12 protein-coding genes are annotated in these 16,289 nt (G+C 58.9%); 4 read left to right on the top strand and 8 right to left on the bottom strand.

Features of this window, described 5'->3' with window-relative positions:
• Window positions 1–23: 23 nt before the first annotated feature.
• The 5 genes from ACP7EG_RS08130 to ACP7EG_RS08110 all read right to left on the bottom strand — a co-directional run bounded on the left by ACP7EG_RS08130 (window position 24) and on the right by ACP7EG_RS08110 (window position 5,596).
• Complete coding sequence (locus ACP7EG_RS08130) at window positions 24–908, bottom strand: branched-chain amino acid ABC transporter permease (protein ID WP_034752662.1); 885 nt, start codon at window positions 906–908, stop codon at window positions 24–26.
• Between the two features lie 157 nt (window positions 909–1,065).
• Complete coding sequence (locus ACP7EG_RS08125; protein WP_426087243.1) at window positions 1,066–2,274, bottom strand: ABC transporter substrate-binding protein; 1,209 nt, start codon at window positions 2,272–2,274, stop codon at window positions 1,066–1,068.
• 70 nt (window positions 2,275–2,344) lie between these two features.
• Entirely contained in the window at window positions 2,345–3,067 is a 723-nt protein-coding gene (locus tag ACP7EG_RS08120) for an ABC transporter ATP-binding protein (RefSeq protein ID WP_426087242.1), read from the bottom strand.
• Window positions 3,067–3,837: an ABC transporter ATP-binding protein gene (locus tag ACP7EG_RS08115; RefSeq protein ID WP_096232923.1), complete on the bottom strand. Its 771-nt coding sequence runs from the start codon at window positions 3,835–3,837 to the stop codon at window positions 3,067–3,069. Before ACP7EG_RS08115 ends, ACP7EG_RS08120 begins: the two co-directional genes overlap by 1 nt.
• A gap of 133 nt (window positions 3,838–3,970) precedes the next feature.
• A complete protein-coding gene (locus ACP7EG_RS08110) occupies window positions 3,971–5,596 on the bottom strand; it encodes a GMC family oxidoreductase (RefSeq protein WP_426087241.1) in 1,626 nt (541 codons plus the stop codon).
• Between the two features lie 1,469 nt (window positions 5,597–7,065).
• On the opposite strand from ACP7EG_RS08110, the gene ACP7EG_RS08105 reads away from it, so the two are divergent.
• Window positions 7,066–7,842: a 5'-methylthioadenosine/adenosylhomocysteine nucleosidase gene (locus ACP7EG_RS08105; protein WP_426087240.1), complete on the top strand. Its 777-nt coding sequence runs from the start codon at window positions 7,066–7,068 to the stop codon at window positions 7,840–7,842.
• A 75-nt stretch (window positions 7,843–7,917) separates the two neighbouring features.
• Here ACP7EG_RS08105 and putA read toward each other — a convergent pair whose 3' ends face one another.
• Complete coding sequence (putA, locus tag ACP7EG_RS08100; protein WP_426087239.1) at window positions 7,918–11,571, bottom strand: trifunctional transcriptional regulator/proline dehydrogenase/L-glutamate gamma-semialdehyde dehydrogenase; 3,654 nt, start codon at window positions 11,569–11,571, stop codon at window positions 7,918–7,920.
• A 207-nt stretch (window positions 11,572–11,778) separates the two neighbouring features.
• Here putA and ACP7EG_RS08095 point away from each other — a divergent pair, with 207 nt between their 5' ends.
• Together ACP7EG_RS08095 and ACP7EG_RS08090 are read left to right on the top strand one after the other, a co-directional pair.
• Entirely contained in the window at window positions 11,779–12,234 is a 456-nt protein-coding gene (locus ACP7EG_RS08095) for an Lrp/AsnC ligand binding domain-containing protein (protein WP_010393827.1), read from the top strand.
• A 204-nt stretch (window positions 12,235–12,438) separates the two neighbouring features.
• Window positions 12,439–13,998 (top strand): methyl-accepting chemotaxis protein, encoded by a 1,560-nt coding sequence (locus ACP7EG_RS08090; protein ID WP_426087238.1) that lies wholly within the window; start codon window positions 12,439–12,441, stop codon window positions 13,996–13,998.
• 52 nt (window positions 13,999–14,050) lie between these two features.
• Here ACP7EG_RS08090 and ACP7EG_RS08085 read toward each other — a convergent pair whose 3' ends face one another.
• A complete protein-coding gene (locus tag ACP7EG_RS08085; protein ID WP_034752642.1) occupies window positions 14,051–15,031 on the bottom strand; it encodes a LysR family transcriptional regulator in 981 nt (326 codons plus the stop codon).
• 192 nt (window positions 15,032–15,223) lie between these two features.
• On the opposite strand from ACP7EG_RS08085, the gene ACP7EG_RS08080 reads away from it, so the two are divergent.
• Complete coding sequence (locus tag ACP7EG_RS08080; RefSeq protein WP_426087237.1) at window positions 15,224–15,529, top strand: hypothetical protein; 306 nt, start codon at window positions 15,224–15,226, stop codon at window positions 15,527–15,529.
• 74 nt (window positions 15,530–15,603) lie between these two features.
• Here ACP7EG_RS08080 and ACP7EG_RS08075 read toward each other — a convergent pair whose 3' ends face one another.
• Window positions 15,604–16,200: a chalcone isomerase family protein gene (locus ACP7EG_RS08075; protein WP_426087236.1), complete on the bottom strand. Its 597-nt coding sequence runs from the start codon at window positions 16,198–16,200 to the stop codon at window positions 15,604–15,606.
• Window positions 16,201–16,289 lie beyond the last annotated feature (89 nt).

The following is a 16,289-nucleotide window of genomic DNA, read 5'->3' as shown; positions in this document are numbered from 1 at the left end:
CTCCAATACATGACTGATGAGGATTACTTTTCTTTGCCGAACAGGCCGGCGGGACGCAGCAGCAGTACGATCACCATCACCACGAAGACCACGGTGGCCGAGCCTTCCGGGTAGAACACGCGGGTCAGGCCCTCGATCACGCCCAGGCCCAGGCCCGTCAGGATGGAGCCCATGATGGAACCCATGCCACCGATCACCACCACGGCAAACACGACGATGATCAGGTTCGAGCCCATCAGCGGCGAGACCTGGATGATCGGCGCCGCCAGCACGCCGGCGAAACCGGCCAGCGCCACGCCGAAGCCAAACGTCAAGGTCACCATCAGCGGCACGTTGATGCCGAACGCTTCCACCAGTTTCGGGTTTTCCGTGCCGGCCCGCAGGTAGGCGCCCAGCTTGGTTTTTTCGATGACGAACCAGGTCGCCAGGCAAACGGAGAGCGAGGCGATCACCACCCAGGCGCGGTAGTTCGGCAGGATCATGAAGCCGAGGTCCGTCGCGCCGGCCAGCGCTTCAGGCACGGCATACGGCTGGCCCGAGACGCCATAGAACGAGCGAAACACGCCTTCCATGATCAGGGTAATGCCAAAGGTCAACAACAAGCCATACAGGTGGTCGAGTTTATACAACCAGCGCAACATGGTCTTTTCGATCAGGATGCCGACCAGGCCGACGAGGATCGGGGCGATGACCAGCATGGCCCAGTAATTGATGTCGAAATAACTGAGGCCCATCCAGGCCAGGAAGGCGCCCATCATGTACATGGCGCCGTGCGAGAAATTAATAACATTGAGCAAGCCGAAAATGACGGCCAGACCGAGGGACAACATGGCATAGAACGAGCCGTTGACGAGACCCAGCAGCAGCTGGCTCATCATCGCTTGTATAGGAACGCCGAAAATTTCCATGGCATCACAGTATAAAAAGCACCGCCGGGTAGCGGTGTGGTATCAAGGGAAACGCGCCACCGCAAACGGCTGCGGCGGCGCAAGGCGAACCCTGCGGGCGAAGTGCAGGACGGAGCGCCCGCGCAGCGGCGGGCACTCTGTGGATGTTGCTACAGCGTTACTTCCACAACGAACACTTCGACTCGGCTTTGGTCACATACGCTTGCGCACCAGGCACGGTAGCGACCACCTTGTAGTAATCCCATGGGTATTTCGACTCGGACGGTTTCTTGACTTCCATCAAATACATATCGTGCACCATGCGGCCATCGGGACGCACTTCGCCATTCTGCGTGAACATGTCGTTGATCTTGGTCTTCTTCAGATACGCCATGACTTTTTCGGTGTCATCCGTCCCCAGCGCCTTGACGGCTTTCAGGTAGGTCGCCGCGGCCGAATAGTCGGCTGCCTGCAGCATCGACGGCTCTTTCTTCATCTTGGCGAAATAGCGTTTCGACCAGGCGCGCGTGTCCGCATTCAAGTCCCAGTACCAGCCATCGGTCAGGTACATGCCCTGCGTCAGGTTCAGGCCCAGCGAATGGATGTCGTTGATGAAGATCAGCAGGCCGGCCAGTTTCATCGATTTCGTCAGGCCGAACTCGTTGGCTGCCTTGATGCTGTTGATGGCGTCGCCGCCCGCATTGGCCAGGCCCAGGATTTGCGGCTTGGCTGCCTGCGCCTGCAGCAGGAAAGAAGAGAAATCCGAGGCGCCCAGCGGATGCTTGACGCTGCCCAGCACCTTGCCGCCGGCCGCCTTGACAACTTCAGCCGTGTCTTTTTCCAGCGAATGGCCAAACGCATAGTCGGCCGTCATGAAATACCAGCTCTTGCCGCCCTGCTTGACGATGGTGCCGCCCGTCCCGCGCGCCAGCGCTACCGTATCGTAGGCGTAATGCACGGTGTAGGGCGTGCACTCTTCATTCGTCAGGCGCGAAGAACCGGCGCCGATGGCGATGAAGATCTTTTTCTTTTCCGCCGCCACCTTGGCCATGGCCAGGCTGGCGCCGGAATTGGTGCCGCCGATCAGCATGTCGACACCTTGCTGGTCGAACCATTCGCGCGCCTTCGAGGCGGCGATGTCAGCCTTGTTTTGATGGTCGGCGGAAATAAACTCCACCTTCTTGCCGGCCAGTACCACGCCGGCATCGGCGATCGCCATCTTGATGGCTTCCGCGCCACCGAGGCCGTCGACGTCGGAATACACGCCCGACATGTCGGAAATAAAACCGATCTTGATGGTGTCGCCCGATACCTGGGCGTGCGCGGCGCTGGACAAGCCCAGTGCGCAAAGAGTGGCGGTGGCAATGGCGATAGCGTTACGTTTCATAGTGTCTCCGTTGGGATTATTGTTTGCTATTTAAACGATTGCTCGACGACGATACAGAACTACATGGGCATTACACGCCAAGCAGCTCGGTCAATACCGGCATCTTGGCTTCCAGTTCGGATGCAGCAAAAGTCTCGACGATCTGACCGTGCTCCATCACATAAAACCGGTCCGCCAGCGGTGCGGCAAACCGGAAATTCTGTTCCACCATGACGATGGTGTAACCCTTCGCTTTCAGGGTGGTGATCATGCGCGCCAGCCCTTGCACGATGACGGGCGCCAGGCCTTCGGAAATTTCATCGAGCAGCAGCAGGCGCGCGCCCGTGCGCAGGATGCGCGCCACCGCCAGCATCTGCTGTTCCCCGCCTGACAATCGCGTGCCCTGGCTGTGGCGGCGTTCCTGCAAATTCGGGAACATGGCGTAGATTTCCTCGACCGACATGCCCTTCTCACCGCTGGCTAGGGTGGGCGGCAGCATCAGATTTTCCTCCGTCGACAGCGAGGAAAAAATGCCGCGCTCTTCAGGACAATAGCCGATGCCCAGGTGGGCGATTTTGTGCGTGGCCAAACCTATCGCTTCGACGCCATTGACTTTGATGGAACCCGTGCGTGCGCCCGTCAGCCCCATGATGGCGCGCAAAGTGGTCGTGCGGCCGGCGCCGTTGCGGCCCAGCAAAGTCACCACTTCGCCCTGCTCCACTTTCAGGTTCACATCGTGCAGGATGTGCGATTCGCCATACCAGGTGTGCAGTTGTGCAATTTCCAGCGCGGGTGCCCTGTTGCTAGCGGTCATCAATGTGCCCCTTCCAGTTCGGCGTGGGTGGTGCCCATGTACGCTTCCATCACTTGCGGATTACGCGACACTTCCGCGTAACTGCCTTCGGCCAGCATGGCGCCGCGCTGCAGGACGGAAATCTTGTCGCAGATGCCAGAGACCACGCTCATATTGTGTTCCACCATCAAAATGGTGCGGCCGACCGAGACTTTCTTGATCAGTTCGGTGACGCGGTGCACATCTTCGTGGCCCATGCCCTGGGTCGGTTCGTCGAGCAGCATCATTTCCGGTTCCATCGCCAGGGTGGTGGCAATTTCCAGCGCCCGCTTGCGACCGTACGGCATGTCGACCGTGATGGTGTCGGCAAACTCCGTCAGGTCGACTTCGGCCAGCAAGGCCATGGCGCGGTCGTTGAGCTGGTTCAAGGAACGCTCACTCTGCCAGAAGTGGAACGAGGTACCGAGTTGGCGCTGCAAGCCAATACGCACATTTTGCAGCACGGAGAGATGCGGGAAGACGGCGGAAATCTGGAAGGAACGGATCACGCCCATGCGGGCGATCTGCGCCGGTTTGGCAGCCGTAATATCTTTCCCATTGAACAGGATCTGTCCACCGGTGGGGACCAGGAATTTGGTGAGCAAGTTGAAACACGTGGTCTTGCCGGCGCCGTTAGGACCGATCAAGGCGTGGATATGGCCCCGCTCTACCTTCAGGTTCACCTCGCTCACTGCGGTGAAACCCTTGAATTCCTTGGTCAAATTTCTTGTTTCCAAGATTATGTTTGACATCGTGTCTCCTAGTTGTACTTTTTGTACTACTTAGTCATTTTTATAATACACAACTTAAATTTAACGCACAATACAGTATAACTACGGGGATTTTTCGCCAGCCCGAATGGCGCAAACCTGCGCTTTGACGCGCTCATTTCCAGGCCGCATGTATCATTTGCGCCGCTTTTTCCGCAATCATCACGGTGGGCGAGTTCGTGTTACCAGAAGTAATGTACGGCATGATGGAGGCATCGACGACGCGTAACCCATCCACGCCGAGCACGCGCAGCTGGCTGTCGACCACGCTCGACGCATCGCCTGCCACGCCCATGCGGCACGTGCCCACCGGGTGAAAGATGGTGGTGCCGATCTGGCTGGCCGCCTGCGCCAGCTCTTCCTGACTCTGAAATTGCACGCCAGGCTTGTATTCCTGCGGCGCAAATTTTTTCAGGGCCGGCGCGGCAGCGATGGCGCGCGTCAGGCGCAAGGCGTCGGCCGCCACGGCGCGGTCCTGCTCGGTACTCAAGTAATTGGGCACGATCTTCGGCGCCGCATAGCTGTCGGCCGAGGCGATGTGCACATGGCCACGCGAGGTGGGGCGCAGATTGCAGACGCTGGCCGTAAACGCGGGAAACGCATGCAGCGGCTCGCCGAATTTGTCCAAGGAAAGCGGTTGCACGTGATATTGCAAGTTCGGCGTGGCTTGCTGCGGGTCGGACTTGGCAAACGCGCCCAGCTGCGACGGCGCCATCGACATGGGCCCGCTCTGAAATAGCGCATATTGCAAGCCGATCTGCATCTTGCCGACAATATTGCTGGCCATCACGTTCAAAGTCTTGACGCCCTGCACTTTAAAGACCATACGCAGCTGCAAGTGGTCCTGCAAATTGCCGCCCACGCCAGGCGCATCGAGCACGGGCACGATGCCATGCTGCTGCAACAAGGCGGCTGGACCGATGCCGGACAGTTGCAGCAATTGGGGCGATCCGATGGCCCCCGCCGTCAGCAAGGTTTCCCGTTTGGCCGTCGCCTGCCACTGCGTGCCGCCGCCCGTAAACACGATGCCCGTGCAACGGGGTCCCGACTCCGAAGTCTCAATCAATAGACGTTCCACGTGGCAACCCGTCATGATGGTCAGATTCGGGCGCCGCGACGCCGGTTTCAAAAACGCTTTCGAGGTGTTCCAGCGGATGCCGCGGCGCTGGTTGACGTCGAAATACGCGCTGCCGCTGTTGTCGCCACCGTTGAAATCGCTGGTTTTCGGGATGCCAACTTGCTGCGCCGCATCGCGGAAAGCATTCAAAATATCCCACGACAGCCGCTGTTTTTCCACGCGCCACTCGCCGCCCGCGCCATGGTTTTCCGACGCGCCACCGTAGTAATCTTCGCTTTGCTTAAATAGCGGCAAGACTTTGTCCCAGCGCCAGGAAGCGTCGTCCGTCAGGTCGGCCCAGTGATCGTAATCGCCGGCCTGGCCGCGCATGTAGATCATGCCGTTGATGGAAGAGCTGCCCCCGAGCACTTTTCCGCGCGGATACATCAGGCTGCGCCCGCCCAGGCCCGCGTCCGCCTGCGTGGAATACAGCCAGTCCGTGCGGGGATTGCCGATGCAATGCAGATAGCCGACGGGGATGTGTATCCACACGTAATCGTCCTTGCCGCCCGCTTCCACGAGTAAAACGTTGGCATCCTTGTCGCGTGTGAGCCGATTGGCCAGCACGCAACCTGCCGTGCCGCCGCCCACGATGATGTAGTCGTATTCGCCTGCTGATTCCAATGAAGCTCCTTTCGGTATGCCATCAAGCTGTCGCGCGGCGTGTCTCCCCGCCGCGTCCCGTTACCAGAGTCTGTCTTTCTTCATGCATGCATGGCTGTTGAGCCAGATTGAGATTACCACCAGTGCCGGGCCAGGGCGACATTATTCGTGGCAAGCCTCGCGACAAGCTAAAAAGCCGGGAAAAACAGGGGCTGCAAGCTGTGGATAACCATATGGATATCCACAGGGACGATATGTGTGTAAACGAAAAATTTTTTCGGCAGCGTTTTTTTGTCCAGAAACCATCCCAGGCAGATACACCGCTTACTCAGCGCTTATACGCACGCCAAGCGATTGTTTACAAGGATAAATCGGGACTTATCCACAGAAGATGCCACCGTTAACTACTATTACTATTCTTGTATACGATCTTGTTAAGGTAAACCCGACAACGCGTGCTTTGCCTGTGCTTCGCCTTCGAAAAGGTTCACAAGCCTGTGTCCTCAAAAAAAGCCGACGAGCTGCTTTGGCTGACAAAAAAAAATGGTGCCAACAACTGAGCGACGAAAACCGGCACGGCAGGCATCACGCACACAGCACTGCCAAACCGTTTTGCAAAATGGAAACGTCAACAGACCTGACCGAGCACAGTGCCAGCAAGCCATTCAATGTCGAAAAGAGGGGAAATTTGATACGATTGTGGATAAGTCACTTGATATCCACAGGATGACTTGTGAGTAAACACGAACTTTTGCGCAGGCCCGCATTTTATACAATTTTGCTCCTCGCGTGATACAGCGATTATGCACGCTTTATTTTGCGCGTAAACGCTTGATCCTGTTGAAAAAAAGCGACTTATCCACAGAAAAAACCGCGTTTACTATTACTACTATTTTTATATATAGATCTATTGTAAACCGACAAAAAAAGCGAAAGTCCGGGGATATTTCCAAAAAGCATGCAAAAAACATCCAAAAAAAAAGCCAACGGCAACATCGCGACCCACTGCCAAACCGTCTTGCAGAAATCACCAGGGTGCCAACGTTCGCAAAAGAACAGCGCCCGTGGTCGCTCAAGCTTAATTGCCAAACTTGATTGCCAAACAGGAATCTGAGTGTACGAAGCACGTCAAACATGCCACTACAGCAAGAAAACCCGTGATTTTTGCTTGCCGCTGTGGATAAGTGCCTGCATATCCACAGGATGAGATGTGGGAAAAGTCGATCTTTGTCCACAGCCCGATTTTTATCCCAAACAAGTCCTCGCTCGATACAATGCTTGTACGCCTACTTTTTTGTGCGCTAAGTCGATGATTTTTCGATGGTATACCGACTTATCCACAAAAAAATGGCCGTTTACTATCACTACTATTTTTATGTATACATCTTTATTTAAAACACAGAAACAAACGCGAACGGTGGAAAAGTCGCCGAAACGGCTGTTTTCACCCTGTAAACCGTCTGGCAATTCAAAAAACCTGTAAAAACAGCATGAAATCACACACAAAAATGCGTTTAGGCATCATCAGTGCCTTGCACGAAGAACAGCAGGGGCTGGTAGAAGCCATGCAAGGCCCCCAGAGGCGTTCACACGGCATGCGCGACTACACCCTGGGGACCCTGTGGAATATCGACGCTGTGTGCGTCCTGTCGCGTCTGGGCAAGGTTGCCGCTGCCATGACAGCTTCTATCCTTGTGGAAAAGTACGGAGTTACCCACATCGTCTTCACCGGCGTGGCCGGTAGTGGGGATAAACATGTCAAAGTTGGCGATATCGTGGTGGCGGAAGCCTTGCTGCAGCACGATATGGATGCCCGTCCCCTGTTTCCCCGCTTCGAAGTGCCGCTGACGGGCTTGCAGCGTTTTGCCACGGACCTGGAACTGAGCACGCAACTGGCAGCTGCCGCGGAAGATTTTCTGCGTGACGATGTTTCCAGCGTGCTCAAGGCGGCCGATATCGCGGCGTTTGGCTTGCAGCACGCGCAAGTCCACCGCGGCTTGATCGCCAGCGGCGACCAGTTCATCAGCAGCGCCGCGCATCTGCACCAGCTGAAAGCGGATATTCCCGATCTGTTGGCCGTCGAAATGGAAGGCGCCGCCGTGGCGCAAGTGTGTTTTGAACTGGGCGTGCCGTTTACGGTCATGCGCACCATTTCCGACAACGCCAACGAAGAGGCGGCCGTCGACTTCATGCGTTTCGTGCAAACGGTCGCTTCGCCGTACGCGTTTACCGTCATTCAGCAATTGTGCCAGCGCCTGGCTGGCTGATTTTCATTCAAGCGTGCATAAAAAAAGGGCAGAACCACTGGTTCTGCCCTTCCGCGTTAACTGTCTGCTTAAAATTTAGACACTTAACATCATCAAACTGGCGTTACCGCCCGCTGCCGTCGTATTCACGCACAGCGCCCGCTCAGCGACCAGGCGCCACAGGGGGATGACACCCTCCTGCGTGGTGGCGATGGTGCCCACCAGGGCCCCTTCCCGGGCCGCCAGCAGCGGTTTGAGCTGGCCATCGAGACTCGGCTCGATCATGGCGATCTGGAAATCATGCTTGACCGACTCCAGGCTGCTGACGACCTGGATGCGGTCCTTCAGCGCCGCCGGCAAGTCGCCCGGGATCAACTCCGGCGCTTGCGCCAGCACCAGGGCCTGGTTACCGGTGGCCAGCACGGCCGCCAGCTGGTTCATCAAGGTGCCGGAGGTGGCCGCCGCGCACAGAATCGTGCCCCGTGCGGCAAAGCTCAGGGTATTGCGCTCGCCTGTCGGGCCTGGCAAGACGGTGGTGCTGCCCAGCAAGGTCGTGCGCGCGTATTCCTGCGCCAGTTGCTCGACCTTGTCGTGGCCATGCATCTTGGCCCACACGGTCAGCGCATCGAGCGCTGGCGGCGCCTGGCGCTGGTGCTGCGCACCGGCCGGTGCATTGCGCTGCAGGCGTTTCAGGTATAGGGGGCCGCCCGCCTTCGGACCGGTCCCCGATTTGCCTTCGCCGCCGAACGGTTGCACGCCGACGACGGCGCCGACGATGTTGCGGTTCACATAAATATTGCCCACGTGCGCGCGTTTGGTGATGAAATCGATGGTTTCATCGATGCGCGTATGGATGCCCAGGGTCAAGCCATAACCGCTGTCGTTGATCGATTGCACCAGTTGCGGCAGTTCGGCCCGCTTGTAGCGGATCACGTGCAGCACGGGGCCGAAGACTTCCTGCGTCAATTGCGCCAGTGACTTGATTTCCAGCACGGTCGGGGCGACGAACGTGCCTTTGACGGTCGGTAAATCAAGCGAATAATGGTCGATGGCCACGGTTTTCATCTTGTTGATGTGCGCCAGCAGATTGCTTTGCGCTTCCGCATCGATGACGGGACCGATATCGGTGGCCAGACGGTCAGGATTGCCAACGCGCAATTCCTGCATGGCGCCTTTCAGCATGTGGATGGTCTTGTCGGCAATTTCCGCTTGCAGGAACAGCACGCGCAAGGCCGAGCAGCGCTGGCCGGCGCTATCGAAAGCGGACGACATCACGTCTTGCACCACTTGCTCCGGCAAGGCGGACGAATCGACGATCAGGGCATTCTGGCCACCCGTTTCGGCGATCAGGGGAATATCGATGCCTTCGGTTACGGCACGCGCGGCCAGGTTGCGGTTGATCAATTGCGCCACTTCCGTCGAGCCCGTGAAAATCACGCCTTTCACGCGCGCGTCATTGCACAGGCCGGCGCCGACGATCTCGCCGCTGCCGGGCAAAAATTGCAGCGCGCCGCGCGGCACGCCCGCCGCATGCAGCAGTTGCACGGCGCGGTGGGCGATCAGCGGCGTTTGCTCGGCCGGCTTGGCCAGCACCACATTGCCGGCGGCCAGGGCGGCGGCCAGCTGGCCCGTGAAGATGGCCAATGGGAAATTCCACGGGCTGATGCAGGTGACGGGACCGAGCGCCAGGGGCGCCGGCGCGTGTTCCACCTGCGCCGCGTAGTAGCGCAGGAAGTCGACGGCTTCGCGGATTTCCGCGATCGCGTTCGGCAAGGACTTGCCCGCTTCGCGCACGGCCAGGGCCATCAGTTCGATATGGTGTTCTTCGAACAGATCGGCCGCGCGTTGTAAGGCTTGCGCACGGATCGACGGTTGCGTGGTTTGCCACTCGATGGCATACGCGCTGGCGCTGGCCAGCGCCGTTTCCACGTCGGCCGGACCGGCTTCCATGACCTTGCCCACGACATCGTCGTGCTGGGCCGGATTGTGCAGCATGTGCGTGGGGCCATTCAGGCTGACGGCGCCATCGATCAGCGGCGCTGCCTGCCAGGATTGCTGCTGTGCCAGGCCGGTGGCCAGGGTGCGCAAGGTGTCTTCATTCGACAGGTCCAGGCCTGCCGAGTTCCTGCGTTCGCTGCCAAACATGTCCAGCGGCAGCGGAATCGACGGGTGCGGCAAGCCGCCCTGCAGGCGCGCCTGTTCCAGGGGATCGCGGATCAGGCTATCGATGGCCACGCTTTCGTCGACGATCTGGTTGACGAACGACGAATTGGCGCCGTTTTCCAGCAGGCGGCGCACCAGGTAGGCCAGCAGGGTTTCATGCGAGCCGACGGGCGCGTAGATGCGGCACGGCTTGTCGAGATTGTCGGGGCCGACGACCTGGTCGTACAGGGTCTCGCCCATGCCGTGCAGGCACTGGAATTCATAGTCGCTAATGCCGTCGCGCTTCGCCCAGGTATAGATGGTCGCCAGGGTTTGCGCGTTGTGCGTGGCAAATTGTGGATAGATCAGGCTGCTGGCGGCCAGCAGTTTTTGCGCGCACACGAGGTAAGAGACGTCCGTGTAGACCTTGCGCGTGTAGACGGGATAGCCTTCCTGGCCATCGACTTGCGCGCGTTTGACTTCCGCATCCCAATACGCGCCCTTGACCAGGCGCACCATGAACTTGCGGCCGCTGCGGTGCGCCAGGTCGACCAGGAAATCGATGGCGTAGGGGCAGCGTTTTTGATACGCCTGCACCACGTAGCCGATACCGTCGAAACCGGCCAGGTCCGCATCGAAAGCCAGTGCTTCCATCAGGTCGAGCGACAGTTCCAGGCGGTCCGTTTCTTCCGCATCGATGTTGAAGCCGATGTTGTACTGTTTGGCCAGCAACAGCAGCGCTTTGACCTTCGGCAGCAATTCTTCCATGACACGGGCGCGCTGGGCGCGGCTGTAGCGCGCATGCAGAGCCGACAGTTTCACGGAAATGCCGGGGCCGTTGCGGATGCCGCGGCCGTTCGATGCCTTGCCGATGGCATGGATCGCCGTTTCGTACGAGGCGTAGTAGTTGGCCGCGTCCTGCTGCGTCAGGGCCGCCTCGCCCAGCATGTCGTACGAGTAGCGGTAGCCGCGCGTTTCATTCTCGCGGCTGTTCTTCAATGCTTCTTCGATGGTCTGGCCCGTCACGAACTGGTTGCCCAGCATGCGCATGGCCAGGTCGACGCCTTTGCGGATCAGCGGTTCGCCGCCTTTGGCGATGAGCTTGGTCATGGCCGAGCCGAGGCTCGATTCGCTACTGGTACTGACCAGTTTGCCCGTGATCAGCAAGCCCCAGGTGGCGGCGTTGACGAACAGCGACGGCGATTCGCCCAGGTGCTTCTTCCAGTCGCCCTTGCTGATTTTGTCGGCGATCAGGCGATCGGCCGTTTGACTGTCGGGTATACGCAACAGCGCTTCAGCCAGACACATCAATGCAACACCCTCTTCCGACGACAGCGAGAACTCGTGCATCAGCGCATCGACGCCGGACGCGCGTGTGCGTTTGTGGCGCACGTTCGAGACCAGGCGGTGTGCCAGCGCTTGTCCCTCGGCCGTCGTTTCGGTACTGCTGGGGCGCACTTGTTGCAACAGCCACTGCACGGCGGAAACCTCATCGCGCCTATAGGCGGTGGTGATGGCGGCGCGTTGTGGTGTCGCTTCAGGCAGGATTTCTGCCTGGAACGCAGCAAAAGGAATCGGGGTAAAAGCCGAGGGGCCTGCAGGGTGCATAAGTGCTCTTTACAAGGAAAAGGGGGACGAAAACTGACGTAATTCTTGCTCTTTTTTGGTGCAAAAAAATACAGAAAGTCGGACGTTAAGATGATTCGATTGTAAAGGGGATTCTTATGGATTAATTCTGGTAATACAGGGGGCTAGCAATAGATAGTTTTTGATGCGACAATTTAACCAAATAATATTAATTTGGGGGTGATGGTAATGCTGGACAAGATCAGTAAGAAAATCTTGATGGAATTGCAGAGCGATGGACGCATCAGCAATGTGGAGCTGGCCGCGCGCGTGAACTTGTCGCCGGCCGCCTGCCTGGAGCGCGTGCGCAAATTGCACGAATCCGGTTACATCATGGGCTATACGGCCCAGTTGAACCCGCAACTGCTCGACGTCTCGCTGCTGGTGTTCATCGAAGTGGTGCTCGATCGCACGACACCGGAAGTGTTCGACGCCTTCAAGCATAGCGTACAAATCATCCCAGAGGTACTGGAATGTCATATGGTCGCTGGCGGTTTCGATTACCTGGTCAAGGCGCGCGTCAAGGACATGGCGGCCTACCGCGAATTCCTGGGCAAGACGCTGTTGCAGAAAGGTGTGCGGGAAACCCACACTTATGCCGTCATGGAAGAGGTCAAAAACACCACCAAATTGCCAATTAAGTGACCTTGGTGTAGCCGCCCCACTTTTCTGATTGAGCTATCGGAACAAATGTTGTAGGGTAGAACTACAATTCTGCTATCCAGTAGCCGCCTGAAACGCCGCGCAGACGTAATGTTCAGGGTGCAAGGTGGGCAATCGTGCCCACCCGCATACGGTTACAGCACGTCCCTTTCGCGGGACGTGACGGGTTCGCGCAGCGGGGGACAAATGAAGCAGTTGCAGCATCAGCTGGTGCGTTTCTTTGCATTCACGATCCTGGCCATGGCCGTGGCCTGTTGCCTGGCCTATCTGCTGCTGCTGTCGGGCGGCGACCATCCTTATCTGATTGCCTGCGTGGCTGCCGCCATCGGCGCTGCGCTGCTGGCGTTCGCCGGCCGTCCGCGCGGCGAGCCGGGCTTGCACCAGTTCGCCGACACGGTGGGCAACGCCATCGACGCCATCATGATCGGCGCGGCGGAAACCTCGTATTTTGTCGATTCCGTCAAACAGAAGGTGGAAATCGATGTCCGCACGGCCAGCGACATCGCCGACAGTTCTGCACAAAATGCCGTGATGACGGAAAAGATTGCCGCCAATGCGGAACGGGCCGCCAAGGTGGCCGCCGGCGTGCGCGTGGAAAGCGTGGCGGCGCGCGCCGAAGTGGATCAGGGGCTGCGCCGCATCAACAAGGCCCGCGAGGAAGCGCAAGGCGCCTCCAGCACCATGCTGAGCTTGCAGGACAAATCCAAACGCATCACGGGCTTCACGGAAGCCATTTCCGATATTTCCGCGCGCACCAACTTGCTGGCGCTGAACGCCGCCATCGAGGCGGCGCGCGCCGGCGAACACGGGCGCGGTTTTGCCGTGGTGGCCGGTGAAGTGCGGCAATTGGCGCAGCGCACCAAGGAAGCCTCCGATGAAATCAGCGTGATGGTGCGCGAAATCAATGAACAGTCGGAAAAAGCTGCGCGTGGCATGAGTTCGCTGGCGGCGGGCGTGACGGAAGCGGCGCGCAATGTGGAAAGCGTGCATGGCTCGCTCAGCCATATCGAGGAATCGTCGGGCGAGTCGGAAGACGCGATCGGGCAAATCGCCCGCGCCTCGCGCGAACACGTCGAGACGACGCAGCTGATCGCCGACGCCATCCTGCAAATCCGTGACAGCATGCTGTCGACGAATGTCGAATTGCCGCGTGCCACGCAGTCGGCCATGGCGCTGGCAGAGCGTGCCGAGGCGATCGCCGGCGCTTTGGGCGAATCGAGCGTGGCCACGCCGCACGACGAGATCCGTGCAGCGGCCCAGCGCGCCGCGCGCGAGGTGGGCAAACTGTTCGAGCAAGCCATCGCGTCGGGGCGCATCACGCGCGAAGCCCTGTTCGATCGCCACTATCGGCCCATCCCGAACACCAATCCGCCCAAGCACAACACGAAGTTCGACGCGTTTACGGACAAGGTGCTGCCGGAGTTGCAGGAAGGCGTGCTGGCGGCATTACCCCATCTGGCGTATGCGGGCGCCGTCGACAACAATGGATATTTTCCAACGCACAACAAGAAGTTTTCCCAGCCGCTGACGGGCGATTACGCCACCGATATGGTGAATAACCGCACCAAGCGCATCTTCAGCGACCGCACGGGCAAGCGCTGCGGCAGCAACACCAAGGCCTTCCTGTTGCAAACGTATAAGCGCGACACGGGCGAAGTCATGCATGATTTATCCGTACCGATCCACGTCGATGGCAAGCACTGGGGCGGTTTCAGGATTGGCTATAGATCCAGCAACCACGCATAGCAAAACGCCTGATGATTACTCATCAGGCGTTTTTTCTTGCGTAGGCTACGGTTTATTCAATATGCGGCTTGGGTGCCACGCCGCCGCCGGCCGCCGTGGCCGTCCGTAAAGTAGGCGTGTTCATGCTTTCCAGATGATTACGCAGCCATTTGTGGGCGGGGCTGCGGGCATCGCGCTCGTGCCACAGCATGTCCAGGTGGACGGCCGGCAAGGTCAATGGCAAATCCTTGTACAGCAAGGACTCCGTCATGCCCGTCGAGGCGATCAAATGGCGCGGCAAGACGGTGATCAGGTCGGAATTGGCCACCACGCGTCCGGCCGTGAAGAACTGGTTGACCGTCAACAGGATGCGTCGCTCGCGGTGGATCTGCGACAGCGCCTCGTCGATCAAGCCATGCGCGCGGCCGGAAAAGCTCACCAATAAATGGTTCGCCGCGCAATAGTTATCCAAGGTCAATTCCTTGTCGGCCAGCGGATGGCCGCGCCGCATCACGCACACATACTTGCCGGAATACAGGCGCTCGTGGCGGATGGGCGAACCCGTTTCGCTCGACAATTGCGCCGCCACGCCGGGAAAGAAGCCCACGGCCAGGTCGATATCGCCGCGCAGCAGCATCGGGCGCGGTTCGCGCGTGGTCAGCGGCATCATGCGCACGTTGACGCCCGGTGCTTCCCGTTCGATCGAGCGCATCAGGGAGGGCAGCCAGAAGGCGGCCGTCGCATCGGCCATGGCCATGCGGAAAGTGGCGTGGGTCTTCGACACGTCGAAAGTTTCCGGCGTGACGGCCGCTTCCAGGCTGGCCAGGGCCGAGCGCACGGATGGCCACAGCGCTTCGGCGCGAGGCGTGGGTTTGACGCCATATGCCGTGCGGATCAGCAATTCGTCACCGAGGCTCTCGCGCAGGCGTTTGATGGCGTTCGATACCGCCGGCTGCGTCATCGCCAGGTGGCCGGCTGCGCGCGTCAGGTTTTGTTCCGTCATGACGGCGTCGAAAACACGCAGCAAGTTCAGATCCAGCGTCAGAAAACTCATGGAAAGCCCAAGATAAAAGTTGAATTGATTACTTGAGAGTGTAAACCGCGCCGGGCGCGAATATTTTCACTCGTCAAAAAATATTACCGTTTTCCATTCACGATTCATATAATTGGTATCAAGAAATGGAATTAGATTTATATGTTGCACTGCACTATAGTACTGGCAAATTCTATAATGCACTGGAACAGTATGTCTACCTTCGCCTCCGCCCTGTACGCAGTATCCGCACCCGTGCTGGAGATTTCCCTGCTGAACGCCCTGCAACTCGTGCTGGTGATCGTCGCCGTGGGCGCGTTCGCCCTGCTGTTCAAGCCTTTGCTGGTGGGCATCGCCCGCGCCATGGTGCTGGTGGTGCGTCCCAAGCTGAGCCGCGAGGAGCGCCTGGCGCGTCAGCAGATGCGCGAAGCGCAAGTCTTGCAACGCACCTTGGGCAAGATGGATGGCGTGTCGCCCAGCAATGCTGCTGAATTGCGCGCCCTGTCGACGCGCGCCTGAGCGCTAAATTGTTGCAGCATGACAAGCCGGCCTGCGCCGGCTTTTTTTACGCCCGCGTTTTGCTTCAGGCCGCTTTAGGCCATATCGCCCAGCAAATGCGCGCGCAGCAAGGTGTCGGCCGGATGGGCGCCGATCCAGATCTTCAGCAGCGCATTATAAAAAGCCAGGTCCGGTACCGTGTCGCCCACCTGCTTGCCGTTCAGCTTGCACAACGTCCCCTCTTCCGGCAGCCAGTCCACCGTCAGGATGTCGCCTTTTTTCAGGCCGGGCACCATGGCGAACATGGCGCCGAACTGCATCGTTTGGCTCAGCAGGCGCGTGCGGTCGGCCTGGTCGGAGCTGCGCTTCAAGCCCTGCATGAAGGCGTGACCCAGCTCGTCGGAAGTGATGTCGCGCAACATGACGATTTCCAGACGGCGCGGCCCGGGCAGCGCCAGGATGTCGGCCAGCTGGGTTTTCTTTTCCGGCAGGTACAGCGCAATCGTGTAGACCTTGAAGATGACCTTGTAGCGCACGCCAGCGCCGTTGAGTTTCAATTCGCGGCTGGCCAGCTGCACCGTCTCGTCCAGTTTGACGCCGCCCACCTCGACGGCGAACGCTGCTTGTGCCAGGGCAGCGCACAGGCAGGCACAAGCCAGGGAGCGGCCCAAACGGGATGTGCTTATTTGCATCTTCTACCTCCGTGGAAACCATGGGCTGTGGATAAGTCAGCACACAGTGTAGAACAGTTGGCAGAAGCTGGCGCCACGCAGAAGTGGCG

The organism is Janthinobacterium sp. PSPC1-1 (assembly GCF_049897625.1).
Classification (GTDB): Bacteria; Pseudomonadota; Gammaproteobacteria; order Burkholderiales; family Burkholderiaceae_D; genus Janthinobacterium; species Janthinobacterium tructae.
This window is presented reverse-complemented; position numbering and strand designations above follow the sequence as displayed.